Below are 26,045 nucleotides of genomic sequence, written 5' to 3' on the forward strand. Positions count from 1 at the left end.
GAAGACACCGTCATGAGTTCCTCACCCGCACGATCGTCCCGCCTGAGAAGAGGTGTCGCGGCAGCAGTGGCGATCGCTGCCGCCGGAGCCGCCGCCCTAGCCGCCTCGACGACGGCCGTCGCCGATGCGGATGCCGCCGACCCGCAGCTCGCCGTCTACGTCGAGGTCAACTCGAACACTTTAGCGAATGTCGCGGACTACACGCTCGCCGAGTCGGGCCGCCCCGCCGTCGATCTGGCCATGATCTTCGCCGCGAACATCGACTACGACGGGGAGCGGGCGGTCCTCCACCTCAACGAGCGGGTCACCGAGACGCTGCAGGACGCGCAGAACCAGATCCGCCCGCTGCAGGCCCATGGCACCAAGGTCCTCCTGTCGGTGCTCGGAAACCACCAGGGTGCCGGCTTCGCGAACTTCACCTCGTACGCGGAAGCCGACGCCTTCGCCGCGCAGCTCGCCGAAACCGTCACCACCTACGACCTGGACGGCATCGATTTCGACGACGAGTGGAGCAACTACGGGGCGAACGGCACGCCGCAGCCGAACCCGCAGTCCTTCGGCTGGCTCGCCTCCGCGCTGCGCGATCGCCTGGGACCGGACAAGCTCATCACGCTGTACGCGATCGGCCCGTCCTACACGACCACGGACTTCGGCCTCTTCGACGCCGGCAGCGTGCTCGATCACGCCTGGAACCCGTACTACCCGACCTACGACGCTCCCACCGTGCCGGGCCTGGACGACCGCGGCCGGCTCGGCGCCGCGGCGATCGACCTCGCGAACACCAGCGCCACGACGGCCGCCGACTTCGCCCAGCGCACGGTGGCGGACGGGTACGGCGTCTACGTCGCGTACAACCTCACCGCGACGGATCAGTCGGCCTACCTCTCCGGCATCACCCAGGCGCTGAAGGGGGAGGCGACTCTGTACCGCGCAGCGTCGCGGTGAGTCAGCTCAGGTCGAAGAGCTCGATCTGACGGAGCGTGACCTCGACCGTCGCCCGCACGCGGACGGCCGAGGTCACGACCGGCATCTCCAGAGTGAACGGCACCGTCCGGTCGGGAGCCAGGTCTTCGCGGTGTCTGGTGGCGAGGGGATGCCAGGCTCCATCGGCACCCTCCATCTCCCAGCGGAGCGCATCGGCCGCCGTGGGCCCGAGGCTCGTGACGGTGACGTCGGTGAGGCCGCGTGGTGAGGGGAATCGCCAGCCCGCCCACGAGCCTTCCGGCAGCCGGACGCCCGCGTCGCCCTGCGGGTCGCCGTCGTCGAACAGCCGTGGCGCATCGAGGACATCCGCGGAGGCGACGATCTCTCCCGCGTCGGCGGTGAGGTCGCACCGCCACGGCTCGGCGTCGAGTGCGTCCTCACCGCTCTCGAGCGCCCGCGCCGGGTCCGTGCCGAACACCAGGTCGAGCACCGCGTCCCCCCGAAGCGCGTCGATCGGCAGATCGGCGGTGGGGAGAGGGCGTCCGTCCAGCCGGGCGTCCTCCAGCACGTGCGCGGCGGGGGAGCTCCGTCGCGAGCGGATACGCAGCGACGAGCCGTCCCCGCGCGCGACCCGGATGTCGTCGGACAGCGGGGACCCGATCCGCAGAGTCCCCGCCGCGAGTTCCAGGGGATAGAGGCCGAGCGCGGCCCAGAGCCACCAGGCGCTCATCTCTCCGTTGTCCTCGTCGCCGGGGAACCCCTGGCCGATGTGGGCACCGGCGAAGAGGCGGCGCGCGAGGCCGTGCACGAGACCCGCGCTGTGCCACGGCCGGTCCGTGAAGGCGTACATGAAGGGGATGTGGTGCGCCGGCTGATTCGACAGCGCGCACATGCCCGACCGCTGGGCGCGGGCTTCGCGCTGCTCGTGGATGACGGTGCCGTACGCACCGCCGAAGCGCTCGTCGGCGGTCTCGGGCTCGGCGAGGAGGGCGTCGAGGTGCCGACCGAGTCCCGCAGGGCCGCCGTGGAGCGCCGCGAGGCCCGGCCCGTCGTGCACCGTGCCCACGGACATCCCCCACGCGTTCGTCTCGACGTTGTCGCCGCCCCAGACGCGAGGATCGAAATCCGGTGCGAAGGACCGGTCCGCCGTGCGACCGCGGAAGAATCCGGAGGCAGGATCGAACAGGGCGCGCGCCGCGCGGGAGCGGTTCGTGAAGTACCGCGCGAAGGCCCGGTAGCGCGCGGCGTCGTCCGCCGCCGTCGACGCCGCGAGCTGGGCGGCGAACCGGCCGAGGGCGGCATCGCTCACGGCGTTCTCGATGCTCCAGCTCATCCCCTCCGGCACGTCGGACGGGATGAAGCCGAGGAAGCGACCGCGGCCGATGCCCTTGCGACCCCGTCGCGGATCGGGTCCCGGCTCGCACGCGTCGCGCCACCCGCTCTCGAACGCCGTCTCGCGGTCGAACCGCACTCCCCATCGTGCGGCGTCGGCGAAGATCTGGTCGCTGGAGGTCCCGACCATGCTGTCCACATACCCGGGTGCGCTCCACCGCGCCATCCAGCCGCCGCGGCGATACTGCATGAGCTGTCCGTCCAGCAGGCGTCCGGCCAGCGCGGGGTCGAGGAGCGCGAGCGCGGGCCACTCGGTGCGGTACGTGTCCCAATAGCCGTTGTTGACGACGAGTTCGCCTTCCGCGACCGGCGCCCCCGTGGCCGACTCGCCGAAGGCGGTCCGCGGGGCGAACACGTCGGCGAAACGCCACGCCGGCGCCTCCGCGGTGCCCGTGTTCTCCGCCGCCGTGTTCGGATACAGATGCATACGGTGGAGCGCGGCGGCGATCCGGGCGCGCTGCTCCTCGTCGGCCAGGCGGCGGAACGGGCGCTCGGCCTCGGGGAGCGGGGGGATCGTCACGCGCCCGAGCAGGCGGTTCCACGCGGCGGCCGCGCGGGCGCGGAGCTCGTCGAAGGGGACGGCGGGAGGTGCCTCGAGGATGAGGCTGTGCCGAGCCTGCGCGACGGAGAGCAACGAGACCCCGACCCGCACCTCGACAGCGCCCACGGCGCGGACGAAGCCCGCGACCCGGGGACGCGCGTCGTCCTCCAGCGCGCCGTGCGCGACGTCCGATGCGCTATGCACGGTCCCGGCGAAGTAGCAGCGTGGCGCGTTCCCCCAGTCCTCGGGGCCCTCGGGGATCCACCCCTCGAAGCCGGTGTCGGTGAAGGTGAGCAGCCCCTCGTTCGTGAGCTGATCGATCACGAAACCCACGGCGGCGCGCGGATCGTCGCACCGCACGCGGAAGGCCGCGGTGTGCGAGGTCGCGGTCATCTCGACATGCACGCCGTCGCCGAGGTCGGCGGTGTACTCGTGCGGGCGGGCGCGTTCGCTTCCCTCGACGATCCACCGGCGTCGATCCTCCCTGGCCGACCGTGCTGTGCCGAAGAACGGCATGAGCTGAAGAACCGTGCGATCGCCGATCCACGGGCTGGGCTGGTGCGAGAACTGCAGGGCTTCGAGACGCCGTCCCTGCGGATCGTCATGCACGAACGGGCGGTAGGGCCAGCGTGCGTCCGCGGCGTCGGTCGCCGGCGTGACGAAGGTGAACCCGTGCGGCACGGCGACCGCCGGGACCGTGTTCCCGCGGGAGAAGCGGGGGCCGGAATGGGAGCCGCGCCGGGTGTCGACCCGCTCGACGGGTGGGAGGTCGCCGGGGCCAGGGCGCTCCTCGACGAGGACCTGCACGAAACCGGTGACCTCCGCGGGCACATCCGGCGTGGTCGCCAGCTCGGCCGTGCCGAAGACGAGCTCGACCGTGCCCGTCCCGGTGCCGAGGGGTGCGAGGGCGACGCTGTCGGCGTTCCACTGCTCAGGCATGCTCCACCGGGCGGCGAACTGCCCCTCGGCCGTGAGCGGGAAGTCGTACCGGTCGCGGACAGCGGCGATGTCGCTCAGCCGGCTGCCGTCGGCGGTCCGCACGTCGACGGTGACCGCGAGCGCGGCCCAGGGGGCGAGGGTCGCGGCGGGGCCGTCGGCGTAGAACGCCCAGTGCAGCACGGTGTCCGGGCTGAGCGCGACGCCGTCCAGATCGGGGAGGTCGATCCGGTGCGCCCCGCGGGAGGGGTCGAACGTGTAGGCGTAGACGGGGCCGGGGAGAACCCCGGCGCGCGGGCGCGACGACGGGGGATCCGCGGGACCGGAGGCCGGGCGGAGCAGCGGCGCGCTCACCCCTTCAGCGCACCCTCCTGCACGCCCTTGAAGAAGAAGCGCTGCGTGAACGAGAACATGATGACGATCGGCACGAGCGCGATCATGGTGCCGGCGGCGATGAGTCGCGGATCGACCGAGAAGCTGCTGTTGAGGTAGGCCATGCCGACGGTCAGGGTGTACTTGGCCGGGTCGGAGAGCACGATGAGCGGCCAGAGGTAGTCGTCCCACGCGCCGATGAAGGCGAAGATCGCCACGACCGAGACCATGCCGCGGATGTTCGGCCACACGATGTGCCGGATGCGCTGCCACGTGGTCGCACCGTCGACGGTGGCCGCGTCGAGCACGTCCTTCGGGATCATCCGGCACGCGGTGGCGACGAGCAGCACGTTCATGGCGCTGATCGCTCCGGGCAGGAACACGCCCCACAGGGTGTCGGCGAGCCCGAGAGCGCGGATGGTGAGGAAGTTGCTCGTCACGGTGACCTCGCCGGGGAACAGCAGCGTGGACAGCAGGATGCCCATGACGACCCACTTGCCGCGGAAGCGCATGCAGCCCAGGGCGTAGCCGGCGAACGTGGCCAGGATCACGTTGCTGAGCACGGTGCCGAGCGATACGAGCAGCGAGTGCCAGGCGTAGAGGTAGACGGGGACGATGTCGGCGACCCTCGTGTAGTTCTGCAGCGTCGGATCGCGGGGGATGAGCTCGGGTGGGAAGGAGTAGATGTTCTCCTGGGGGCCCTTGAACGACGTGGAGAGCTGCCAGACGAACGGTCCGATGACGAGGAACAGGACGAACAGCAGCAGCGCGTACCTGCCGATGAGTCCGCCGAGCGTGGGCTTGCTGAAATCGCCGGAGCCGCGGCGGCGGAAGATGCGCTCGCGACCGGGCCGCGGGGCCTCCTCCGCAGGCGGGGTGCTCTCCACCGGGGGCGTCGTCAGAGTCGTCATGCGGAGACCTTCGCCTTCTTCTCGCGGTTCATGAACGCGATCGCCGCGAGCGGCACGAGCGTGAGGAGGAACAGCGCCACGCTGATCGCGGACGCATAGCCGATGTTGCCGTTCAGGCCCGAGCCCACCTGGCGGATGAGCATCACGAGCGACATGTCGTAGCCGCCCGGGCCGCCCGTGCTCTTGGAGAGCACGTCGAGCTCGGCGAACACGCGCATGGCGGACACCGCGATCAGCACCGCGATGAGGAGCATCGCCCCGCGCACCGACGGGATCGTGACGGAGAGGAAGCGGCGGAACGAGCTCGCGCCGTCGAGCATGGCGGCCTCGTGCAGCTCCTTGCCCACGTTCCCCAGGGCGGCGAGGTACACCACCATGTAATACCCGAGTCCCTTCCACACCGTGAGCAGGATCGCGCAGCCGAGCAGCAGCCAGCGGTCGACGAGGAAGGCCATCGGCTGATCGATGAGGCCGAGGAACTCCAGGGTCTGGTTGATGATGCCCCGGCTGTCGAACAGCCACGTCCAGATGAGGGCGACCACGACGACCGAGGCGATGACGGGGAAGTAGAACGTGGTGCGGAAGAACGAGATGCCGGGGAGCTTCTTCTGCACGAGGAGGGCGAGGAGCAGCGGGAGGATCGTGAGCAGCGGCACGCACACGACCACGTAGATGAGGCAGGTGGTCAGCGCGTTCCAGAACATCTCGTCGCCGAACATGCGCTCGTAGTTCGCGCCGCCGACGAACTCCGGGGTCCGCAGAGGGCGGGCGTCCGTGAAGCTGAGGACGACGGTGTTCAGGAACGGCCAGAGCGCGAACACCAGCACCCAGGTCACGGCGGGGGCGAGGAGCAGCCACGGGGTGAACCACTTGTGGGATCTCATCGTCGACCTCCGCTGCCGGGTGCCGGTGTCCGCGCGCATGCTCACTGGTCCACGCGGTTCGCGTTGGCGTACTCGACGATCTTGTCGAGCTGCGTCTTGGCGTCGGCCTCGCCGTTCACGGCCAGGGCGATCTGCTGGGTCATGTAGGTGGCCATGTCCGAGGTCCACTGGAACGGCAGCGCCTTGGCGTCCTTCATCGCGCCGAACACGGTGTCGATCGCGGCGAGCTGCTTCTCGTCCGTGACCGACGAGGCGATGTTCTCGACGACCTGGTCGCCGCCGTCGGCCGTGCCGGGGGCGGTGCCGACCGCGAGGGAGGAGAACGCGACCTGGTTCTCCTCCCTCGTCGCGAACTCGGCGAACGCGAGGGCCGCTTCCTTGTTGTCGGAGTCGGCGGAGACGTTGAGGCCCTGCACGTAGAGCGGGGCGACACCGAGGCGCGGGGTGGCGACGGTGTTCTCTAGGAGCGCCGGAGCGTCCTTCTGCAGATCGGTCGTGAAGCCGGTGCCGCCGGTGGTGAAGGCGACCTTCTCCTGGATGTACGCCTCCGCGTTCCCGCCGTAGTCGCCGGTGAGTGCTTCGGCGGGCATCGCGCCCGCGGCGTAGGCGTCGGCGTACTGCTCGATGATCGCGGCCGCCTCGTCGGTGTTGAAGTCGAACTCGCCCTCGTCGTTGATGACCTCCATGCCGGCGGCGGTGAAGGTGTCGAGCGCCGGGATCGAGGAGAGGAGCTGCACCTTGCCGCCGGACTCCGTGGCGACGTCCTTCGCGAGCGTGAGCAGCTCGTCGACCGTCGTCGGCAGGTTCTCCTCGGTGACGCCGTACGGGGCGAGCTGGGCGAGGTTCCACCAGGACGCGTCGCTGGAGAGGTACCAGGGAAGGCCGTACGTGCCCTCGACGCCGGGGTACTGGCTGTAGGCGTCCCAGGCGCCGGCGTTGTACGTCGACTTCAGGTCGGGATCCGCGGTGTCCAGGTCGACGAGCTTCCCGGCGGCGACGAGCGGGTAGGCGATGTCCGGCGGCAGGTTCAGCACGTCGGGGAGGGTGTCGGCGTTCGCCTGGCTCAGGATCTTCTCCTGGTAGCCGTCGCCGGGCTGGTCGAGCCACTCCACGGTCACGTCCGGATGCTCCTCCTCGAAGGCTGCGATGAGGTCTTCGAAGTAGGGGGTGAACTTCTCGTTCTTCAGCGACCAGGTCTGGAACTGGATGGTTCCGCTGAGTTCGCCGGAGGTGTCGATGGGGCCGGCGCCGTCCGAGGCGGCACCGCCTCCGGTGCAGCTCACGAGCGCCAGGGCGCCGATCGTGAAGGTTGCCAGAGCGACAATGCGTGCGGGAACTTTCATCGTGCTTCTTCCTCGAGGCGGGCGATTCGGCGTGGTCCGACGAAGGGACTACAGCGCTTTAGCAGATGAAACCATCGGAACCGGTCGGTGTCAAGGTGGGCGCTATCGACGCTGTTGCTCAAGCGTTATAGTGGTGCGACATGTCCTCGTGGGAGGGCGCGGTCCGAAAGGTGCACACATGACGCAGCGCGGCGCTCTCGACGCTCCTCTCCGCTTCGGGGCGAACTACACGCCGTCGAAGGACTGGATGCACTCCTGGCTCGACTTCACGCCGGACGATGTGCGGCGCGACTTCGCGGCCCTCGCCGCGCTCGGCCTCGACCATGTGCGGGTGTTCCCGCTCTGGACCGTCCTGCAGCCCAACCGCACCCTCATCCGCTCGAAGGCGATCGACGACGTGCGCACCATGGTCGACATCGCCGCCGAGTTCGGGATGGACGTGAGCGTCGACGTCATCCAGGGGCACCTGTCGAGCTTCGACTTCGTCCCTTCGTGGCTGTACACCTGGCACGACCGGAACATGTTCACCGATCCGACGGCCCTCGACGGTCAGGTGCAGCTCGTGGAGCGGCTCGCCGGCGCCCTGCGGGACGCGCCGAACTTCCTCGGCCTCACTCTCGGCAACGAGACGAACCAGTTCTCCGCGCACACCCACCCCTCGCCGTGGCCCGTCACGACCGACGAGGCCGGCGGCTGGATCGAGGCGCTGCTCGCGGCGGCGGAGCGGGGCGCCCCCGGGCTGCCGCATGTGCACAGCGAATACGACGCGGTCTGGTACATGGACGATCACGGGTTCACGCCGGCGCATGCCTCCCGCCTCGGCGCGATGACGACGGTCCACTCCTGGATCTTCAACGGCACGGCGCAGCGCTACGGAGGTCGCTCGATCGCCGCCGACCGCCACGCGGAGTACCTCATCGAGCTCTCCCGCGCGTTCGCGACCGATCCCGCCCGTCCGATCTGGCTACAGGAGGTCGGCGCCCCCTCGAACTGCCTCGGCGAGAGCGAGATGCCCGGCTTCCTCGAGGCCACCGTGCGTTCGGCCCTCCGCACCGAGAACCTCTGGGGCGTGACGTGGTGGTGCTCGCACGACGTGAGTCGGGAGCTCGCCGACTTCCCGGAGCTCGAGTACTCCCTGGGGCTCATCGATCAGGAGGGCGCGGCGAAGCCCCTCGGCCGCCGGTTCGCGGAGCTCATCCCCGAGCTGCGCACCCGCACCGCGGCGCCGGCCCGCCCGACGGCGATCGTGGTGGACGTCGACGAGCAGGAGGTGCCGGTGAGCCGGGCGGCCCTGAGCCCCGGCGGTGCGGTCTTCCAGGCCTGGGTCGACGCCTGCGCCGCGGGCGAGGACCCCGCCCTGGTGACCTCCCGCACCGCGCAGGACCCCGCGGCGCTGGAGTCGCGCGGCATCCGCCGTCTCATCCACCCCGCCCCGTCCGCGTCCGACGTCACCCGCTACGCCTCCGTCAACACCGTCGTCTGACGTCGAGACCCCGGGTTGTCGTCGAGACCCCGGGGTGCGCGCGGCGATAGCCCGGGGTGTGGGCGGGGAGGCGGGGTCTCAGCGGGGCGGTGGCGCGGTGCTCTCGCGGGCGGTGAGCACGGGGGTCGGGCCCTGGACGCTCGGCAGCGTGGTGCCGGCCTCGATCTGCTGCAGCAGGAGCGTGGCCGCCTGCTCGCCGAGCTCGAACGTGTCGCGGGTCATGGCGGTGATCGACGGGTTGATGAGGCCCGCGATGACGGAGTCGTCGAACGACGCGAGTGAGACGTCGCGCGGAACCGCCCGGCCCATCTCCTGCGCCACCCGGAGGCCGGCGACGGCCATCACATCGTTGTCGTAGACGATCGCGGTCGGGCGCTGCCGGCCGGAGAGCTGCGCGCGGGTGACCGCGGAGGCGCGGGCGGGGGAGAAGTCGGTCGTGATGACCTCGCCGGAGACGCCGTCCGCCGCCATCCGCTCCAGCACCTCGGCGCGCAGACGGGTGTGCTCCAGCTCCGCCGGGCCCGCGACGTAGGCGATACGGGTGTGGCCCAGGGCGGCGAGGTAGGAGAAGAGCGTCTCCGCGACGGCGTCGTCGCCGATCCAAACGCTGGGCACCGCGCCGTCCGGGGACGGCTTCGAGCCGATCATCACGGCGCGGGCGTCCAGGGCCATGATGCGCTCGCCGCGGGGGTCGTCGTCGCGCGGGTCGATGAGGATGATGCCGTCGACCTGATTCGACGACCGCCACTGCCGATGCACCTCCATCTCCTCGTCGATGTCGGCGACGAGGCGGAGCTGCAGCCCGACCTTGCTCTCGGAGAGCCGGGACTCGATGCCGGCGATGAGGTCGGTGAAGAAGGCCTCGGAGCCGAGGGAGCGTGCCGGGCGGGCGAGGGCGAACCCGACCGCGTTGGCCCGGGCGCCGACGAGGGCGCGGGCAGCGGAGCTCGGCTGCCAGTGGTGCTCTTCGATGATGGAGAGGATGCGCTGCCGCGTCTCCTCGCTCACACCGGGACGACCGTTGAGGGCGAACGAGACGGCGCCGGGGGAGACGCCGGCCATGCGCGCGATGTCCGCGATCGTCACGCGTTTCCCCGGGGTCATAGGCATCACCCTACTTGATCGGTTTAGCCTCTCGTAAGCACGGGAGACGGTACCGTAGACTCCCGTGCTAGATCGTTTTAGTAAACGGCGAGCATCGAACCCCTTCCCTCACCGTCGAGCCCGGAGAACCCCCACATGCATGACGACACCTCGCTCACCGTCGGCCGCGTCAAGCGGGTCCTCGAAGAGCGCATCCGCCCCGCCATCCACTCGGCCGCGGTTCCCCTCACGGTCGAGGCGCACCAGCTCCCCGGAGAGCCCATCGCCCCGACGGAGGGCCTGGCGCTCCCGTTCGCCCCGGCCGCGGTCGGCGAGCTGTGGGGTCCGGCCTGGGGCACCACCTGGTTCAAGCTCACCGGTCGGGTGCCCGCGGACTGGGCCGGCCGCCGGGTGGAGGCGCTCATCGACCTGGGCTTCGACGTGAACATGACGGGCTTCCAGTGCGAGGCCCTCGCCTACCGCCCCGACGGCACGCCGATCAAGAGCATCAACCCGCGCAACCAGTGGGTCCCGATCGCCGAGAGTGCCACGGGTGACGAAGCCGTCGAGCTCTACCTGGAGGGCGCGTCCAACCCCGTCCTCCTCGACTACCACCCCTTCCTGCCGACGCAGGAGGGCGACATCCTCACCTCCTCGAAGGAACCGCTGTACCGGCTGCGGCGCCTCGACCTCGCGGTGTTCGAGCCCGAGGTGTTCGATCTGTCCCTCGACCTCGAGGTGCTGTTCGAGCTGCAGGCGGAGCTCCCCGCCACGTCGCCGCGCCGCATGCGCATCCTGCAGGCCCTGGACGACGCGCTCGACGTGCTCGACCTGCAGCACATCGTGGAGACCGCCGGCGACGCGCGGGCCCGGCTCGCAGACGTCCTCGCCGCTCCGGCCGAAGCGAGTGCGCACCGGATCTCGGCCGTCGGCCACGCGCATATCGACTCCGCCTGGCTGTGGCCGGTGCGCGAGACGATCCGCAAGGTCGCCCGCACGACCTCGTCCATGACCACGCTCATCGAGGAGCAGTCCGACTTCCAGTACGGCATGTCCAGTGCGCAGCAGTACGCCTGGATCAAGGAGCACCGCCCAGAGGTGTGGGAGCGGGTCAAGGCCGCCGTCGCCGCCGGACGCTTCCTGCCGCTGGGCGGCATGTGGGTCGAGTCCGACACCGTCATGCCGACGGGCGAGTCGCTCGTGCGGCAGTTCTCGCACGGGCAGCGGTTCTTCGAGCGGGAGTTCGGCATCCGGTCGAAGGGCGTGTGGCTGCCGGACAGCTTCGGCTATTCGCCGGCCCTCCCGCAGCTCATGCGCCGTGCCGGTTTCGAGTGGTTCTTCACGCAGAAGATCTCGTGGAATCAGCAGAACGTGTTCCCGCACCACTCCTTCCTCTGGGAGGGCATCGACGGCTCGCAGGTGTTCACGCACTTCCCGTCGATGGACACCTACAACTCGCAGCTCAGCGGCATGGAGGTCGCGAAGGCCTCTCGTCAGTTCAAGGAGAACCGCCTCAGCTCGCGGTCGATCGCCCCGGTCGGCTGGGGTGATGGCGGCGGCGGCACGACGCGCGAGATGACGGGCAAGGCCGAGCGGCTGCGCGACCTCGAGGGCAGCGCGCAGGTCGTGTGGGAGCACCCCGACGTGTTCTTCGACGCCGCCAAGGCCGAGCTGCCGAACCCCGCCGTGTGGGTCGGCGAGCTCTACCTCGAACTGCACCGCGGCACGCTCACGAGCCAGCACGCCACGAAGGCTCTGCACCGCTGGGCAGAGCACGCGCTGGTGGAGGCCGAGCTGTGGGCCGCGACCGACGCCGTGCGCACCGGCGCCGCCTACCCGCAGGGCGAGCTCGACCGGCTCTGGCAGGCCGTGCTGCTGCACGAGTTCCACGACATCCTGCCCGGCACGTCGATCGCGTGGGTGCACCGCGAGGCCGTCGCCGTGCTGTCGGACGTGCTGTCGGATGCGCGCGACATCGCCGATGCCGCGCGCCGGTCGCTCGCCGGCGAGGGCGACCGCGAGCTGCTGTTCGAGCCGACCTCGGTCGGTCGGGGACGCGCGCTCGGGGCGGCGTTCGTCGCCGAGTCCACCGCGACCCCGGTGTCGCTGAAGGAAGAAGACGGCGGCTGGCGCCTGGAGAACGAGCTCGTGTCCGTCCTCGTCTCGGGCGAGGGCCTGATCGTCTCCGCCGTCGACAAGGCCACAGGGCGGGAGACGGTCGCGCCAGGCACGGCAGCGAACCTGTTCCAGCTGCACCAGGACTTCCCGAACATGTGGGACGCGTGGGACATCGACCGCTACTACCGCAACAGCGTCGATGACCTCACCGCGGTCTCGTCGATCGAGGCATCGCTCGTGAACGGTGTCGCGCAGATCGTCGTCGTGCGTCCGTTCTCGGAGTCGACGATCACGCAGACGATCACACTCGCCCCGGGCTCGAGGACCGTGCACCTCCGCAACGAGGTCGATTGGCACGAGACCGAGAAGCTGCTCAAGCTCGCCTTCCCGCTCGACATCCAGGCCTCGCACACCGAAGCCGAGACGCAGTTCGGCTACCAGGCGCGCGTCACCCACACGAACACCAGCTGGGAGGCCGCGAAGTTCGAGACCTCGATGCACCGGTTCGTGCTGGTGCGCGAGCAGGACTTCGGCGCGGCCCTCGTGAACGACTCGATCTACGGGTACGACACGACGCGCGAGGTCGGCGAGGACGGGGTCACCACGACCGTGCGACTCTCCCTGCTGCGGGCGCCGCGCTTCCCCGACCCGGACACGGATCACGGGCTCCACGAGATCGAGGTCGGCTTCGTGATCGGCGCCGACGCCGCGATCGCCACGGCCGAGGGCATCCGCCTCAACAGCGTGCCCACGGTGATCCGCGGCACGCGCGAGGTCGAGCCGCTGGTGGAGGTGTCGGGTGAGGGGATCGTCGTCTCGGCCGTGAAGCTCGCCGACGACGGCTCCGGCGATGTCATCGTCAGAGTGTACGAGGCGCTCGGGCGCCGGGCGGTCGGCGAGCTCTCCGTCGGCTTCGACCACCGTGAGGTGCGCGAGGTGAGCCTGATCGAGGACGAGATCGAGGCGCCCCGCCTCGGCGGCGCCCTCCACCTCCGCCCCTTCGAGGTCCGCACCCTCCGCATCGCCCGCTGAGCCCCCGGATCAGGCGAACGCGCGGGATCAGGAGGAACGCCCACGAAAGTGCCTGATCTCGCGTGTGTGGAATGTGCGCGGGCCCGGTGTGTCGGCCCGGCGATCGGACGCCTGCCCGCGGGATGGTGAGGATTCGAGGATGTGCACAGCATTGCCGTCGCCCTGCCGGCGCCGAGGAAGCTGTGAATGGTCACGCGGAGCGACGGCCTGGCGGCTGAAGAGCGGACAGCTCGCATGGGTTCGTGGACCGAGCGCGCCGGATCTGCGCCAGCTCGTCGAGGTGGGGCGCATGGCCCGCCGGGAAGGTACTCGGAGTGCGGGTCACCGATCTCGGAGAGAAAGGGGCACTGCTCGCCGCTAAGCCCGATGCCCTGTTCATGATCCTGCACTTCGACGGGTTCCCGGGAATGCTGGGTGCGCCTCGACGTCGTCCTGCGCGACTGCCTAGCGGAGATCAGCACCGACGCCTGGCTGGTGCCGACGGCCGCCAGGCTGCGGGGGACATCTCGAGGCGGCTACTTAGCCGGCTTTTCGCGAGCAAGCGCTATTCTTTCCGATGTGGAACCAATATTTGGCCGCAACGGCCGCCATGTTGGCTGGTTGCGTGGCGACGTCGTATTCGACGACCGGGGGCGGACAATTGGTTGGATTCGGGGAACGCAGGTGATCAATCGGCGCGGCCGGACCGTCGGTTTCGCGCGCGATGGGTTTCTGCGGGATCGTCGCGGTGACGCGACAGCATTTTACGGATCGCCCAGATCAGGACCGCTGGTTCCGATACGCGCGATTCCGCCAATTCCACCGATTGCAGAGATCCCTCCTGTAGCGCCAGTGCCAAACGTTGCGCCAGTTTGGCCCCTTCCGAGCCTTCGCTGGTCGGAGACCAGTTTTGGAGAACTATTTTCATGACCAGTGACATCGTTTTTAGCGAACGCCAGCTGGATGCGCAGCATCCGGCGCCGCGCGGGCGGCCACTCGGATTCGCCTGTATGCCATTCGAAGTGCCTCTCACACGATCGCCCCAGGAATGGGTAAACGACGTCAGGCGCGGCCTCGAGCAGATGGCTACGGTGAGCAACATTCGAATCGATGTCGCTCCGGAACACCTACCCGAACCGCCCGATGACGGTGAAGATGACGGTGAGCCCGTTCATGACAACTACAGGGACAGCTTTTGGGTTGAGCCCGTGTTTGGCGCCATTGCGTTCGATGTCCACATTCCGGTGCGGTTGCAGAAAGACATCCTCGCGGACGGTGTCGTTATACGCCGTCGGGTCGGGGCGGAGCAATTCCGTGTGAGCACGGTCTACGGTTTCGAAGGGCCTTGCACATTTATCTGGGTGCTCGACGAAGTCGACCCAAGCGACGTAGATGTTTCCGGTGCGGTGATTCTCGTTCATCGATTCATGAGTAAGGAACTGGAGCGGGGGGCGACAGGCGTTCGCATGGCTCGCGTTGGGCCGAGCCCGTTTCACATGAACGCCGTGCTTTGCGCCGCTGGAGAGCCACAAGAAGAGGAGATCGCGGTTGTCCGTCTGGCGATGTATGGGTACGAGTCCGTCGAGTTCCGCTACGACCCAGACTTGTTCGACAGCATTGAGGAGGCAGCTGCCGCTCTCGAGGGGGCCCTTAGCAGCCAACTATGTCTGTATTACTGGCTTGTAAGGATGAAGAACCAACACGCGAAATCGATCGGGGACCTCGCCCAAAAGACGCAGAACCTAGTGAAGTTCCACTCGCAGGGAGGCGTCGGGGGATGGCTGACCCGTCTGTTTCGGACGTCAGGCGAAGCACGCAAACTGGGGCTGCTCGCGCTCGGAGCGCGTACGACGGAGGCCGAGCAGGCTCGTGGCGCGGCGGCCGCCATAAAGACAGTCCTGGCGCAATCAGACACTGTTCCGGCCTTCGAGCCTTACTTGCATGAACTCGCGGAGGTCGACAATGAGGCTTCGATTTCGAACGCGAGAGAAGTCGTGCAGTTCGTCGAAGCAGGGCGTCGGTCCGAGTTTGAAGTTCTCATGATTTCGGCCGCCACCGTGCTCGGAGGCGTCGCTGGAGGAGTCGTTGGCTTTATCGCAACGTCCGCCGCGGGCGGCACTTAACTCGAACATCCGGCTTGGCTGGGGGCATCACATTCTCGACCGGAGGATCGCATAGCGCTTTCGGCGCTATACAGGCACGGTTCGTTCGTAGAAGGCTCGATGGGACGCGGGACCACGACCATCCCCCAAGAACGGGAGAGCCGCCTTTTGTAGAACCTCATGATGATCTCAGTCGGCGCTCCCGTCGTCGCTCAGGCGGGCGGGAGGCGGAGGACCTCGGGCGACTCGCCGCCGGTGAGGTCGTCGGCGATACGGAGGCTGCGGGCCAGCTCGTCGAGCGCGCCGATGAGGGTCCCGAAGCGTTCGCGGTCGCTGCAGACGGCCGTCAGGGTCACCAGGTGCGTGCCGGTGTCCCAGGTGTAGGTCGCGAAGGGCGGGGCCGAGGGGGAGGGCGGCGTCGGGACCACGAGCTTCTCGCCCACGCCGAGCCGGGTCGGGAAGGAGGTCGTGTCGTCGTACTCCATCGGCATCGACGCGCGGGCGATCCGGATGTCGGGAGTGAGCGCCTGCACCGTCGCCATCGCCACGACCAGGTCGGGCTCCGCCTTCCAGGTCCACGCGAGGACGCGGCCGTCGGCCTTCTTCATGAGCATCGGCGCGGCCTGGCTCATCGCCCAGGCTCCGAACCGCGAGCCGGGGCGCTCCGTCGCGCCGACCGCGGCGTTCACCTGGCCGAGCAGCATCCGGATCGCGGCCTTGCGATGCCGGCGCCCCTTCCACCCGAGCGAGTCCGTCACGGGGATCCACAGCTGGGGGTCGGCGTCGGCGTGCAGTCGCATGGCTTCACGGTATCGGCCGAGGCTGAAGGATGCCGGTATGGCTCGGCGTCGCGGACAGGGCCCTCGGGTAGAGTTGCCACCGCCCGACCAGGGCTTCTCCTTGGCCGCCACCCCGTTAGGCATCTCTGTGACTTCCTCCGACGATCCGATCGATGCGTCGCGCGACGCCACCGCCGCACAGCCCCGTCCGCTGAAGATCCTGCTCGGCTGTGACACGTTCGCTCCCGACATCAACGGTGCCGCCCGCTTCGCCGAGCGTCTCGCCGCCGGGCTCGTGCAGCGCGGGCACGAGGTGCACGTCGTCGCCCCCAACCAGGCCTACCGCCGCACCGCGCCCCGCACCGAGGTGATCGAGGGGGAGCCGATGACGCTCCACCGCCTGCCCTCCGTGCGCTGGGCGCCGCACGACTGGCTGCGCTTCGTGTGGCCGTGGCGCTCCAAGCACTACGCACGGAAGGTGCTCGATGCCGTGCAGCCCGACGTCGTGCACATCCAGTCGCACATCGTCATCGGGCGCGGACTCGCGCGCATCGCGAAGCAGCGCGGCATCCCGGTCATCGCGACGAACCACGTCATGGCCGAGAACATCCTCGACCACACGACCATGCCGAAGTTCGTCGACGACATGGTGCTCAAGTTCGCCTGGGCCGACGCGAAGCGCACCTTCGACCTGACGCGGGCGATCACCACGCCCACGCGTCGGGCCGCCGACTTCCTGGAGAAGACGGTCGAGGTGCGCGGCGTCATCCCGGTGAGCTGCGGCATCGACCGCTCCCAGTACACCCCGGTCATCGCCCCGCGCGAGGAGAACCGGCTCGTGTTCGTGGGCCGGCTGACGGCGGAGAAGCAGGTCGAGGTCATCCTCAAGGCGATGACGAAGCTCGACCCGGCGCTGAACACGACGTTCGACATCGTCGGCGGCGGAGACCAGCGCAAGCAGCTCGAGAGCCTGACGGCACAGCTCGGCCTGTCCGATCGAGTGACCTTCCACGGCCGGACCACCGACGAGGAGCTGCGGGCGCTGCTGTCCCGGGCGAGCCTCTTCGTCATCGCGTCGATCGCCGAGCTGCAGTCCATCGCGACGATGGAGGCCATGGCATCGGCGCTGCCGATCGTCGCCGCCGACGCCGTCGCCCTGCCCCATCTCGTGCACGACGGCGAGAACGGCCACCTCTTCACGCCGGGAGACGTCGACGAGCTCGCCGCGAAGCTCACCGCTGTCTTGACCGCCTCCCCCGGCGAGTACGAGCGGATGCAGAAGGCGTCCCTCGACGGCGTGGCCATCCACGACATCAACCGCACGCTCGACACCTTCGAGGCGCTGTACCGCGACGAGCCGCTGCCCGAGTGACGCGGATGCACGTCGTCTTCTTCGCCGATCAGCACCTCGACTCCCTCGGCGGGGCGCAGGTGTCGATGCGGCTGCAGCGGACGTTCCTGGAGCGCGCCGGCCATACCGTGACGGTCGTCGCGCCCCGTATGCACGCACGGCGTGACGACGCTGCACCGTCCCCCGGGAACGTCGACCTCCCGTCGCTGCCGATAACCCTGGACCGGGAGTACGCGATGACCTGGCCGGGTCGGGCGACCGATCGGACCCTTGACCGGGCGATGGCGCATCGGCCTCCGGTCGACCTCGTGCACGTGCAGGCCGACTTCTGGGGCGCCTTCATCGGTCACCGGTTCGCCGCCCGCCATGGAATCCCGGTCGTGCACACGATGCACAACCGGGTCGACGTGGGGCTCGCCGCGGTCACGCCGCTGCACCGGCCCGTGCTCGCTGTGCTCAACCTCTGGCGCCGCACCGCCCTCCGAGGCATCGGTGTGCCGGTCGGCGGCAGCGACGGGTGGTCGTACCTCCGCGGGCTCGCGGCGGACGCCGCCGCCGTGACGGCGCCTTCCGGGCATTTCGCGCGGCGACTGGAGCAGAACGGCGTCGCCCGCACCGTCGACGTGGTGTGGAACGGCATCGACGACGACGTCCGCGCGCAGACGCTCGCGGCGGCTCCCGTCGAGCGGATGCCGGGGCGTCCTCGGTTCGTCTGGCTCGGGCGGATGAGCCCGGAGAAGCGCCTGCTCCCGTTCCTCCGCGCCTGGGTGGACGCGGACATCGACGCCGACCTCGAGGTGATCGGCGGCGGCGGAGAGCGGGCGGCGGCCGAACGGATCGTCGCGGGGCGTGCGGGCGTGCGGTTCGCCGGTCGCCTCTCCTATGCGCAGACCCTGGAGCGGATCGCCGCCGCCGATGCGCTCGTGCAGACGTCCATCGGATTCGAGACCCAGGGGATGACGCCGTTCGAGGCGGCCACCCTCGGCACGCCCTCCGTCGTGTGCGACCCCGACATCGCCGCTGAGCTGCAGGGCGGGCTCTGGGCTGTGCCGACGGCGGAGCCGCACGCCCGCGGACGCGCCCTCGAGGCGCAACGGATCGAGGCCCTCGCCGCGACGCTGCGGCAGGCGGCCGCGGACATCGCGCACGGGACCGCGCCGCAGCCGGTACCGGCCGTCGCGGAGGCCTTCCGCCAGTCCTCGCGGACGGCCGCCATGATCGAGGTCTACGAGCGGGTGCTCACCGGAGCCTGAGCGCTCACAGGAAGCCGTAGAAGTTCGACGAGAGCCAGCTCAGCACGACCGTCAGCAGACCGGCGCCGGAGACACCGATGGCGATTCCCGCGAGCAGCCGCGGCCCCGGCCGCCGTGCCGCGATGAGGCCGAGCACGAGCGCCGCCCCGTAGCCGATGAAGGTGAGGATGCCCGATCCCCCCTCTATCAGTCCGATCATGCTGTAGGTCCGGTCCGACATGTAGACGAACGGCCGCGCGAGGATGAGGAACACGTCGATCGCCAGCGTCACCAGCGCGACGATGAAGGCGGCGCGCCCGAGGGAGTCGCCGGGAGTGCGCGGCACCGGCGGACCGTAGGGCGGGACGCCCTGCGCCGATCCGGGGGCGGATCCCGGCGCGGTCGGGTACGGCTGAGGGGTGGCGGTGGGGAAGGCCTGAGGGGCAGCGGCGGTGGGGAACACGTGCCCGCCACCCGGCGTCGGCGCGTAGGGGGTCCCGGGGGCGGGGGCCTGGGCACCGGGGTACTGCGGCTCGGCCGGAAGCGGAGGAGGGGTCGGGACTGCGGCCGGGTCGCCGGCACCGTCGCGCGAAGGGTGTGCGGGCTGCTGGGGGTCGCTCATGCCCCGAGCGTAGCCCTCCTCGCGGACGGCCGGGAGGTCAGCGGTAGACGTGGCCGGGGTCGGCCTGCGACAGGGCGTCCTGTCCGGTGACGCGGCTCCAGTCCGTGGGGGTGCGACGGTAGCCGTCGCGCCGCAGTTCGACGAACGTGGCGATGACCGCCCAGATGCTGAGGGCGAGGAGGAGGATGAGGAGTAGCATGGCAGAAAAGCTACGCTCGGTGTTATGCTGCCACGAGTGGCGGATCGGGCACTGTTCGTAGGAAAACTGCCATTCCGGGAGATGTGATGAAGACCGTCGCGTGCGTGGTGCAGGACGGCTTCGCGCCGTTCGAGTTCGGGGTCGCCTGCGAGGCGTTCGGTCTGGACCGGTCGTCCGACGGGGTGCCGAACTTCGACTTCCGCATCGTCGCCCCACGGCCCGGGGTCGTGCGCTCCAAGATCGGCTTCTCCATCAACGTGGAGCACGATCTGTCCTTCGCCGCGGAGGCCGACCTCGTCGTGTTCTGCCCGGTGCCCCGGGAGACCTGGGGCGACATCGATCCGCTCCTCGTCGAGGTCGCCCGCGAAGCGGTGGCGCGCGGAGCCTGGGTGATGAGCGTGTGCAGCGGCTCGTTCATCCTCGCGGCGGCCGGAGTACTGGACGGGCGGCGCGCCACGACGCACTGGATGTACGCGCACACGATGGCGGACATGTACCCCGACATCGACATCGATCCGGACGTGCTCTTCGTCCAGGACGGTCGCATCATCACCAGCGCGGGCACCGCCGCGGGCATCGATGCCTGCCTGCACCTGCTGCGACAGGAGCTCGGGGCGGAGATCACCAACCGGATCGCGCGTCGGATGGTCGTGCCGCCGCAGCGCGACGGGGGTCAGGCGCAGTTCATCGATCGGCCCATCCCGGTCGCACCCACGGACTCGCTGGCCGCGGTGGCCGACTGGGCGGTGGAGAACCTCCGTGACGAGTTGACGGTCGACCAGCTCGCGGCGCGGGCGCTCATGTCGCCGCGGACCTTCGCGCGCCGCTTCAAAGCCGAGTACGGGGCGACCCCCGCCGCGTGGCTCGGGCGGCAGCGGATCATCCAGGCCCAGCGTCTCCTCGAGCGCACCGACCTTCCGCTCGAGCACATCGCGACGGACTGCGGCTTCGGTTCCGCGGCCGTCCTTCGGCAGAACTTCGCCCGCGTGCTGGGCGTGACCCCCACCGCCTACCGCGCCCGCTTCTCCTGCGCCACCGCCCCCGCTGCTTGACCCTCGTCCCCTCCCGCTGCGCCCGCGCCGGACCCGTCCCGCGGGCCCGCACCGGCCCCGCCAACGTGCGGGATCGATAGCGCCCGGTAGCGGGCCGTGTCCGGGACCTTTTCCGTCCCCGCGTCCGTCCCCGGTGCCTTGCGGGATCAAGAACGCGCGGGCGTGGACCGTGCCCGGGGCCTTTTCCGTCCCGCTACCAGCCGCGTCCGTCCCGCGTCCGTTCTCCGCGTCCGTCCGGGTTCAAGAACGCGCGGGCGTGGACCGTCCCCGGGGCCTTTTCCGTCCCGCTACCAGCCGCGTCCGTTCTCCGCTGCCGTCCGGGATCGAGTATGTGCCGGAGCGAGCCGCCTCCGGAGCGGTTTCCGCCCCGCTTCCGCTCCTGTCGAGCGGGATCAAGACTGCGCGCGCGGGGGTCGCATCCGGAGCTCTTTCCGTCCCGCTCCGTTGCGCCCCACTCCGGCCCGAGCCGCCGGGGGTGGGCATTGTGCGCTCCGCAGTGGATCTCGTCGGACCGGCCGACGGGCCGGCTGCATCGACGCGGGATCAGAATGGCTCCGCAGTATGGCAGATCGGGTGCGTTTTCGAACCTGCGCGAGAAGTGACGGGGCGGGCGGGATCAGAAAGGGGCCGCGGGCGGAGGGTGGAGGTGCGTTTTTGATCCCGCGCGGGGATCGCGGGGCGGGGTGGGACGGGATCGGGAAGCGAGGAGGGGTCAGTGCCAGTGGGCGGGGGAGGGGAGGGTGACGTCGCGGACGTCGACCCCGGTGGGCGTGACCGTGGCGACCGCGTAGAGGAGGGACTGCGTCGGGTAGCCGTGCGGGCGGTTGTCGCGGATGATGGCGCGGTCGTCTTCCGGGGGCAGGGCGGCGGAGGCTCCGAGGAGCGCGGTCCACTCGGTCGCCCAGTCGGCGCTCGCCGCGGCGGGACCCAGCGCGCGGAACTCCGGGAGCCAGGCGGCGATGCGCGGGGTCTCCTCGTCGTCGAGGTCGTCGTGGGCGATCATGTGGGTCCCGGGCTCGATCGGGGTCTCCCGCAGCTCGGCGCCGTCCCAGGAGAGCACCCGAGCGCCGTCCGGACCGACCTCGAGCAGATTGAAGCCGTGCATCGGCGGCACGCCCTGCGGGGAGCGACCGGTGACCGCGGCGAGCGGAAGGGTGCCGCGGGAGACGGCCGCGTCCGCCGAGAGGTCCTGCACGTCGGCGCGGTTGAGGAGCACGGCGAGGCGTCGTTCCACGGGGTTCACGGCGAGCCAGGCGCCGCCGGCCCGCCGATCGCGGATGCCGATCACCCCGGGATACTCCTCGGGCCACCACTCGCCCAGGGCGTCCCACTCCCGAGCCGGGTCCTCGTCGCGGACGGCCAGCAGCCGCGCGGATCCCGCGGCCTCGACATCGATCACCACCGTGCACACGCTTCCGAGTCTAGGTCGGTCGAGGCGGCCGAGGTCGGGAACGAATCCGTGCGCGATGACCCGGGCGTCCGGACCCTGGGGCAGAATCGAGGCGTGAACATCGTCGTCGGAGTCACGGGCGGCATCGCCGCGTACAAGACGGTGCACCTCGTGCGCCTGCTCACGAAGGCCGGTCATGATGTGACCGTGGTGCCCACCGAGGACGCGCTGCGCTTCGTGGGCCTGCCGACCTGGGAGGCCCTGAGCCGGCACCCGGTGACGACGAGCGTGCATGAGGACGTCGCCCGCGTCCGGCACGTCGCCCTGGGCCAGGGAGCGGACCTCATCGTGATCGCCCCGGCGACGGCGAACTCGCTGGCGAAGATGGCCGCGGGGCTGGCCGACGACCTCCTCGGCACGACGCTGCTCGCGACCGAGGCGCCCGTGCTCGTCGCGCCGGCGATGCACGCGGAGATGTGGCGGAACGCGGCCACGCAGGCGAACATGGCGACGCTCCGGGAACGCGGCGTGCACGTGGTCGGACCGGCCGACGGCGAGCTGGCCGGCGGTGACAGCGGACCCGGTCGCATGGTCGAGCCGGAGGAGATCCTCGCGGCGGCCCAGGCGCTGCTGACACCGGGCGACCTGGCAGGCGTGCGGGTCGTCGTCTCGGCCGGCGGGACGCGGGAGCCCATCGATCCGGTGCGCTTCCTCGGCAACCGGAGCAGCGGGCGCCAGGGGGTCGCGCTCGCGGCGGAGGCGGCGGCGCGCGGCGCGGAGGTGGCGCTCGTCGCGGCGAACGTCTCCGGGGACGTGCTCGCGGACGCCCACCACCCGCACGTCCGGATCGTCCGGGTCGGCACGGCCGCGGAGCTCTCCGCGGCGATGAAGGAGGAGGCGGTCGCAGCCGACGTCGTGCTGATGTCGGCGGCCGTGGCCGACTACCGACCGGTCGAGGTCTCCGCGCGCAAGCTCACCAAGGACCGCGGCGGGGTCGGCACGATCGAACTCGTGGAGAACGAGGACATCGTCGCCGCGCTCGTCGAGACGCGGAGGGAGGGGCAGCTCATTGTCGCGTTCGCGGCGGAGACCCCCGAAGACGAAGCGGAGCTGCTCGCCCGCGCCCGCGGCAAGCAGGAGCGCAAGGGGGTCGACCTGCTGGTGGTGAACGAGGTCGGCTGGGAGCAGGGGTTCGAGCGCGGCGAGAACGCCGTGCACATACTCGGGCCCGGCGGGGTCGTGGCGCGGACCGCGGCGGGGAGCAAGCGCGAGGTGGCGGCGGCCGTCTGGGACGAGGTCGCCCGCGAGAGGTGAGGGGCGGTGGAGTCGCGCACCGCCGAATGCTAAACTTGAGTCAACCAAACTCAACTTTCAGAAGGAGCATCTCCAGGAGGAGCGCATGACCACCCCGCAGACCGGATCCCCGAACCAGGAACAGCAGTCCGCCCTCGAGCAGTTCGGCATCAACCTGACCGACCGCGCCCGCGAGGGCAAGCTCGACCCCGTCATCGGACGGGACAGTGAGATCCGGCGCGTCAGCCAGGTGCTCACTCGTCGCACCAAGAACAACCCGGTGCTGATCGGCGAGCCCGGCGTCGGCAAGACGGCGGTGGTCGAAGGGCTCGCGCAGCGCATCGTCGCGGGCGACGTCGCGGAGTCCCTCAAGGACAAGGAGCTCGTCTCGCTCGACATCTCCGCCCTCGTCGCGGGCGCCATGTACCGCGGCCAGTTCGAGGAGCGCCTGAAGCAGGTCCTCAAGGAGATCACCGAGTCGGACGGCCAGGTCATCACGTTCATCGACGAGCTGCACGTGCTCATGGGTGCGGGCGGCGGCGAGGGCTCGGTCGCGGCGTCGAACATGCTCAAGCCGATGCTGGCCCGCGGCGAGCTGCGGCTCATCGGCGCCACCACGCTCAACGAGTACCGCGAGTTCATCGAGAAGGACGCCGCCCTCGAGCGCCGCTTCCAGCAGGTGTACGTGGGCGAACCGACCGTCGAGGACACGATCGCGATCCTCCGCGGGCTCAAGGGCCGCTACGAGGCGCACCACGGGGTGACCATCTCCGACAGCGCCCTCGTGGCCGCGGCCTCCCTCTCCAACCGCTATCTGCCCGCGCGGCAGCTTCCGGACAAGGCCATCGACCTGATCGACGAGTCGATGTCGCGACTGAAGATGGAGATCGACTCCTCTCCGGTCGAGATCGACCAGCTCAAGCGCCAGGTCGACCGGCTGAAGCTGGAGGAGCTCGCGCTCAAGCGGGAGAAGGACGCCGCGTCCAAGGAGCGTCTCGGCACCCTCCGGGAGAACCTCGTCGAGCTCGAGAAGGAGCTCGCCGGACTCGAAGCCCGGTGGGCGCGCGAGCGGCAGGGCCTGAACCGGGTCGGGGAGCTGAAGAAGCAGCTCGACGACGCGATCACCCAGCGCGACCTCGCGATGCGCAACGCCGACTACACGAAGGCGTCGAAGCTCGAGTACGAGACGATCAAGCGCTTGGAGCGTGACATCGCGGAGGCGGAGCAGGCCGAGGCCACCGCCTCGAGCGAGCCGCGCATGGTGAATGAGCAGGTCACCGAGGAGGACATCGCGGCAGTGATCGCGGCCTGGACGGGCATCCCGGTCGGGCGGCTGCTGCAGGGGGAGAGCGAGAAGCTGCTGCACCTGGAGAACGAGCTCGGCAAGCGCCTCATCGGCCAGAAGGACGCCGTCAAGGCGGTGTCCGACGCCGTGCGCCGCTCGCGCGCGGGCATCAGCGATCCCGGTCGCCCCACGGGCTCGTTCCTCTTCCTCGGACCGACCGGCGTCGGCAAGACCGAGCTGGCCAAGGCGCTCGCGCAGTTCCTCTTCGACGACGAGCACGCCATGGTGCGCATCGACATGTCGGAGTACGGCGAGAAGCACTCGGTCTCCCGGCTCGTCGGTGCCCCTCCCGGCTATGTCGGCTACGAGCAGGGCGGTCAGCTCACCGAGGCCGTGCGGCGGCGTCCGTACAGCGTGATCCTGCTCGACGAGGTCGAGAAGGCGCACCCCGAGGTGTTCGACGTGCTGCTGCAGGTGCTCGACGACGGTCGGCTGACCGACGGGCAGGGGCGCACGGTCGACTTCTCGAACGTGATCCTCATCCTGACCTCCAACCTGGGCTCGCCGATCCTCATCGACCCCGTGCTCTCCGTGGAGGAGAAGCGGGAGCAGGTGATGGCGCTCGTGCGCCAGGCATTCCGGCCGGAGTTCCTGAACCGTCTCGATGACATCGTGATGTTCCAGGCGCTCACCGAGGACGACCTCGCGCAGATCGTGGAGCTGTCGGTCGACCAGCTGCACGACCGGCTGCGCGACCGTCGCCTCACGCTGGCGGTCACTCCCGGGGCGCGGTCGTGGCTGGCCGAGCGTGGCTACGACCCGGTGTTCGGCGCCCGCCCGCTGCGTCGCCTCATCCAGACCGAGGTGCAGAACAAGCTGGCGACCGCCCTCCTCTCGGGTGGCGTGCACGACGGTGACACCGTCCGGGTGGACGTGGCGGCCGACGGTACGGGCCTCGTGCTCACGGCCACGACCCCCGAGCCGGAGGTCGAGGAGGACGACGTGATCGAGGCGGAGCTGCTCGACGACTGATCCCGACTGGCACACAGCGAGAAGGCCCGGTATGCGCGACGCATACCGGGCCTTTCGAGTGTCGATGCTCAGGCGCTGAGGACGACCGTCTCCGCGATCGGACGACGCACGCGCGGGGCGACCTCGCGCTCCTGCAGCACCTCCGGCAGGGCCTCGATGTCGCCGAACTCGCCGACGGCGATGACGGTGGCGGGGGTGAAGCGCGCCTCCAGGTCGGCGAACTCGCGGACGACCTCGGGGTCGAAGCCGCTCATCTGGTGCACGACGAGGCCGTCGTGGTGGGCCTGCACGGAGAAGTGCGCCACGGCCTGGCCGAGGTCGTAGAACGCGTGGCTGATCGGCGTGCCGTCGGCGGTCGCGGTCTCGGCGATCGCGACGACGAGCACGGCCGCGTTGCCGGCCCAGGCCTGGTTGAAGCCCATGAGCGCGTCGACGATCTGGGCGTGCAGGGCGGTGCCGCGGCGGGCGACGATGAAGCGCCACGGCTGGATGTTGTTGGCGGAGGGGCTCCAGCGTGCGGCCTCGAGGGCGGTGGCGAGCTTGGCCTCGTCGATCGGATGCTGCGCGTCGTACGCGCGGGGGCTCCAGCGGCCGGCGAGGACGTCGAGGACGGGGTGCTCGGTCGGGGCGGTGCGGTCGATGACGGGAGTGCTCACGGAAGTGCCTTTCGGACGGAGGGGATCGGACACCGTCGTCCGCGTACACGGGGG

The 26,045-nt window shown here is 70.1% G+C and carries 20 protein-coding genes; 10 read left to right on the forward strand and 10 right to left on the reverse strand.

Translation table 11 applies throughout. The features are described 5' to 3' along the window. The first annotated feature begins 66 nt into the window (after positions 1-66). Positions 67-945 (forward strand): endo-beta-N-acetylglucosaminidase H, encoded by an 879-nt coding sequence (locus tag AB0P08_RS14890; protein ID WP_363590363.1) that lies wholly within the window; start codon positions 67-69, stop codon positions 943-945. 1 nt (position 946) lies between these two features. Here the strand turns inward: AB0P08_RS14890 and AB0P08_RS14895 are convergent, their stop codons facing one another. The 4 genes from AB0P08_RS14895 to AB0P08_RS14910 are packed head-to-tail and all read right to left on the reverse strand — an operon-like array spanning position 947 to position 7,303. Continuing rightward, positions 947-4,147: a GH92 family glycosyl hydrolase gene (locus AB0P08_RS14895; RefSeq protein ID WP_363590364.1), complete on the reverse strand. Its 3,201-nt coding sequence runs from the start codon at positions 4,145-4,147 to the stop codon at positions 947-949. Then, on the reverse strand, positions 4,144-5,076 hold the full coding sequence (locus AB0P08_RS14900) for a carbohydrate ABC transporter permease (RefSeq protein ID WP_197971856.1): 933 nt from the start codon (positions 5,074-5,076) through the stop codon (positions 4,144-4,146). Before AB0P08_RS14900 ends, AB0P08_RS14895 begins: the two co-directional genes overlap by 4 nt. Next, positions 5,073-5,960: a carbohydrate ABC transporter permease gene (locus tag AB0P08_RS14905; RefSeq protein WP_363590365.1), complete on the reverse strand. Its 888-nt coding sequence runs from the start codon at positions 5,958-5,960 to the stop codon at positions 5,073-5,075. Before AB0P08_RS14905 ends, AB0P08_RS14900 begins: the two co-directional genes overlap by 4 nt. Before the next feature lie 41 nt (positions 5,961-6,001). Beyond that, positions 6,002-7,303, reverse strand: a complete 1,302-nt coding sequence (locus AB0P08_RS14910) for an ABC transporter substrate-binding protein (protein WP_363590366.1) — start codon at positions 7,301-7,303, stop codon at positions 6,002-6,004. 178 nt (positions 7,304-7,481) lie between these two features. On the opposite strand from AB0P08_RS14910, the gene AB0P08_RS14915 reads away from it, so the two are divergent. Further along, a complete protein-coding gene (locus tag AB0P08_RS14915) occupies positions 7,482-8,786 on the forward strand; it encodes a glycoside hydrolase 5 family protein (RefSeq protein ID WP_363590367.1) in 1,305 nt (434 codons plus the stop codon). A gap of 78 nt (positions 8,787-8,864) precedes the next feature. Here the strand turns inward: AB0P08_RS14915 and AB0P08_RS14920 are convergent, their stop codons facing one another. Next, positions 8,865-9,890: a LacI family DNA-binding transcriptional regulator gene (locus AB0P08_RS14920; protein WP_259953811.1), complete on the reverse strand. Its 1,026-nt coding sequence runs from the start codon at positions 9,888-9,890 to the stop codon at positions 8,865-8,867. Between the two features lie 135 nt (positions 9,891-10,025). On the opposite strand from AB0P08_RS14920, the gene AB0P08_RS14925 reads away from it, so the two are divergent. From AB0P08_RS14925 to AB0P08_RS14935, 3 genes are all read left to right on the forward strand, one after another. After that, the gene (locus tag AB0P08_RS14925; protein WP_363590368.1) at positions 10,026-13,019 is read left to right on the forward strand and encodes an alpha-mannosidase; all 2,994 of its coding nucleotides are present in this window, start codon (positions 10,026-10,028) and stop codon (positions 13,017-13,019) included. A 558-nt stretch (positions 13,020-13,577) separates the two neighbouring features. Continuing rightward, a complete protein-coding gene (locus AB0P08_RS17055) occupies positions 13,578-13,928 on the forward strand; it encodes a 4-fold beta flower protein (RefSeq protein WP_446724150.1) in 351 nt (116 codons plus the stop codon). Further along, a complete protein-coding gene (locus AB0P08_RS14935) occupies positions 13,925-15,121 on the forward strand; it encodes a hypothetical protein (RefSeq protein ID WP_363590370.1) in 1,197 nt (398 codons plus the stop codon). Before AB0P08_RS17055 ends, AB0P08_RS14935 begins: the two co-directional genes overlap by 4 nt. 191 nt (positions 15,122-15,312) lie before the next feature. Here AB0P08_RS14935 and AB0P08_RS14940 read toward each other — a convergent pair whose 3' ends face one another. Further along, positions 15,313-15,900 (reverse strand): hypothetical protein, encoded by a 588-nt coding sequence (locus AB0P08_RS14940; protein WP_187662619.1) that lies wholly within the window; start codon positions 15,898-15,900, stop codon positions 15,313-15,315. Between the two features lie 121 nt (positions 15,901-16,021). Here AB0P08_RS14940 and AB0P08_RS14945 point away from each other — a divergent pair, with 121 nt between their 5' ends. Further along, a complete protein-coding gene (locus tag AB0P08_RS14945; RefSeq protein WP_232089256.1) occupies positions 16,022-17,251 on the forward strand; it encodes a glycosyltransferase in 1,230 nt (409 codons plus the stop codon). A gap of 5 nt (positions 17,252-17,256) precedes the next feature. Further along, entirely contained in the window at positions 17,257-18,483 is a 1,227-nt protein-coding gene (locus tag AB0P08_RS14950) for a glycosyltransferase (RefSeq protein WP_363590439.1), read from the forward strand. A gap of 4 nt (positions 18,484-18,487) precedes the next feature. On the opposite strand, the gene AB0P08_RS14955 is transcribed toward AB0P08_RS14950, so the two are convergent. Both AB0P08_RS14955 and AB0P08_RS14960 read right to left on the reverse strand, forming a co-directional pair. Then, complete coding sequence (locus AB0P08_RS14955) at positions 18,488-19,084, reverse strand: hypothetical protein (RefSeq protein ID WP_363590371.1); 597 nt, start codon at positions 19,082-19,084, stop codon at positions 18,488-18,490. A gap of 37 nt (positions 19,085-19,121) precedes the next feature. Then, positions 19,122-19,283: a hypothetical protein gene (locus AB0P08_RS14960; protein WP_187662616.1), complete on the reverse strand. Its 162-nt coding sequence runs from the start codon at positions 19,281-19,283 to the stop codon at positions 19,122-19,124. An 86-nt stretch (positions 19,284-19,369) separates the two neighbouring features. On the opposite strand from AB0P08_RS14960, the gene AB0P08_RS14965 reads away from it, so the two are divergent. Beyond that, on the forward strand, positions 19,370-20,335 hold the full coding sequence (locus tag AB0P08_RS14965; RefSeq protein ID WP_315636526.1) for a GlxA family transcriptional regulator: 966 nt from the start codon (positions 19,370-19,372) through the stop codon (positions 20,333-20,335). A gap of 712 nt (positions 20,336-21,047) precedes the next feature. On the opposite strand, the gene AB0P08_RS14970 is transcribed toward AB0P08_RS14965, so the two are convergent. After that, positions 21,048-21,746: an NRDE family protein gene (locus AB0P08_RS14970; RefSeq protein WP_363590372.1), complete on the reverse strand. Its 699-nt coding sequence runs from the start codon at positions 21,744-21,746 to the stop codon at positions 21,048-21,050. A gap of 93 nt (positions 21,747-21,839) precedes the next feature. Between AB0P08_RS14970 and coaBC the strand changes: the two genes are divergently transcribed. Both coaBC and AB0P08_RS14980 read left to right on the forward strand, forming a co-directional pair. Then, positions 21,840-23,039 (forward strand): bifunctional phosphopantothenoylcysteine decarboxylase/phosphopantothenate--cysteine ligase CoaBC, encoded by a 1,200-nt coding sequence (coaBC, locus tag AB0P08_RS14975; RefSeq protein ID WP_363590373.1) that lies wholly within the window; start codon positions 21,840-21,842, stop codon positions 23,037-23,039. A gap of 85 nt (positions 23,040-23,124) precedes the next feature. Then, a complete protein-coding gene (locus AB0P08_RS14980) occupies positions 23,125-25,335 on the forward strand; it encodes an ATP-dependent Clp protease ATP-binding subunit (RefSeq protein WP_363590374.1) in 2,211 nt (736 codons plus the stop codon). A 68-nt stretch (positions 25,336-25,403) separates the two neighbouring features. Here AB0P08_RS14980 and AB0P08_RS14985 read toward each other — a convergent pair whose 3' ends face one another. Beyond that, on the reverse strand, positions 25,404-25,991 hold the full coding sequence (locus AB0P08_RS14985; RefSeq protein ID WP_187662611.1) for a nitroreductase family protein: 588 nt from the start codon (positions 25,989-25,991) through the stop codon (positions 25,404-25,406). Positions 25,992-26,045: the final 54 nt, after the last annotated feature.

The sequence above is a fragment of the Microbacterium meiriae genome, assembly GCF_040686935.1.
Lineage (GTDB): Bacteria > Actinomycetota > Actinomycetes > Actinomycetales > Microbacteriaceae > Microbacterium > Microbacterium meiriae.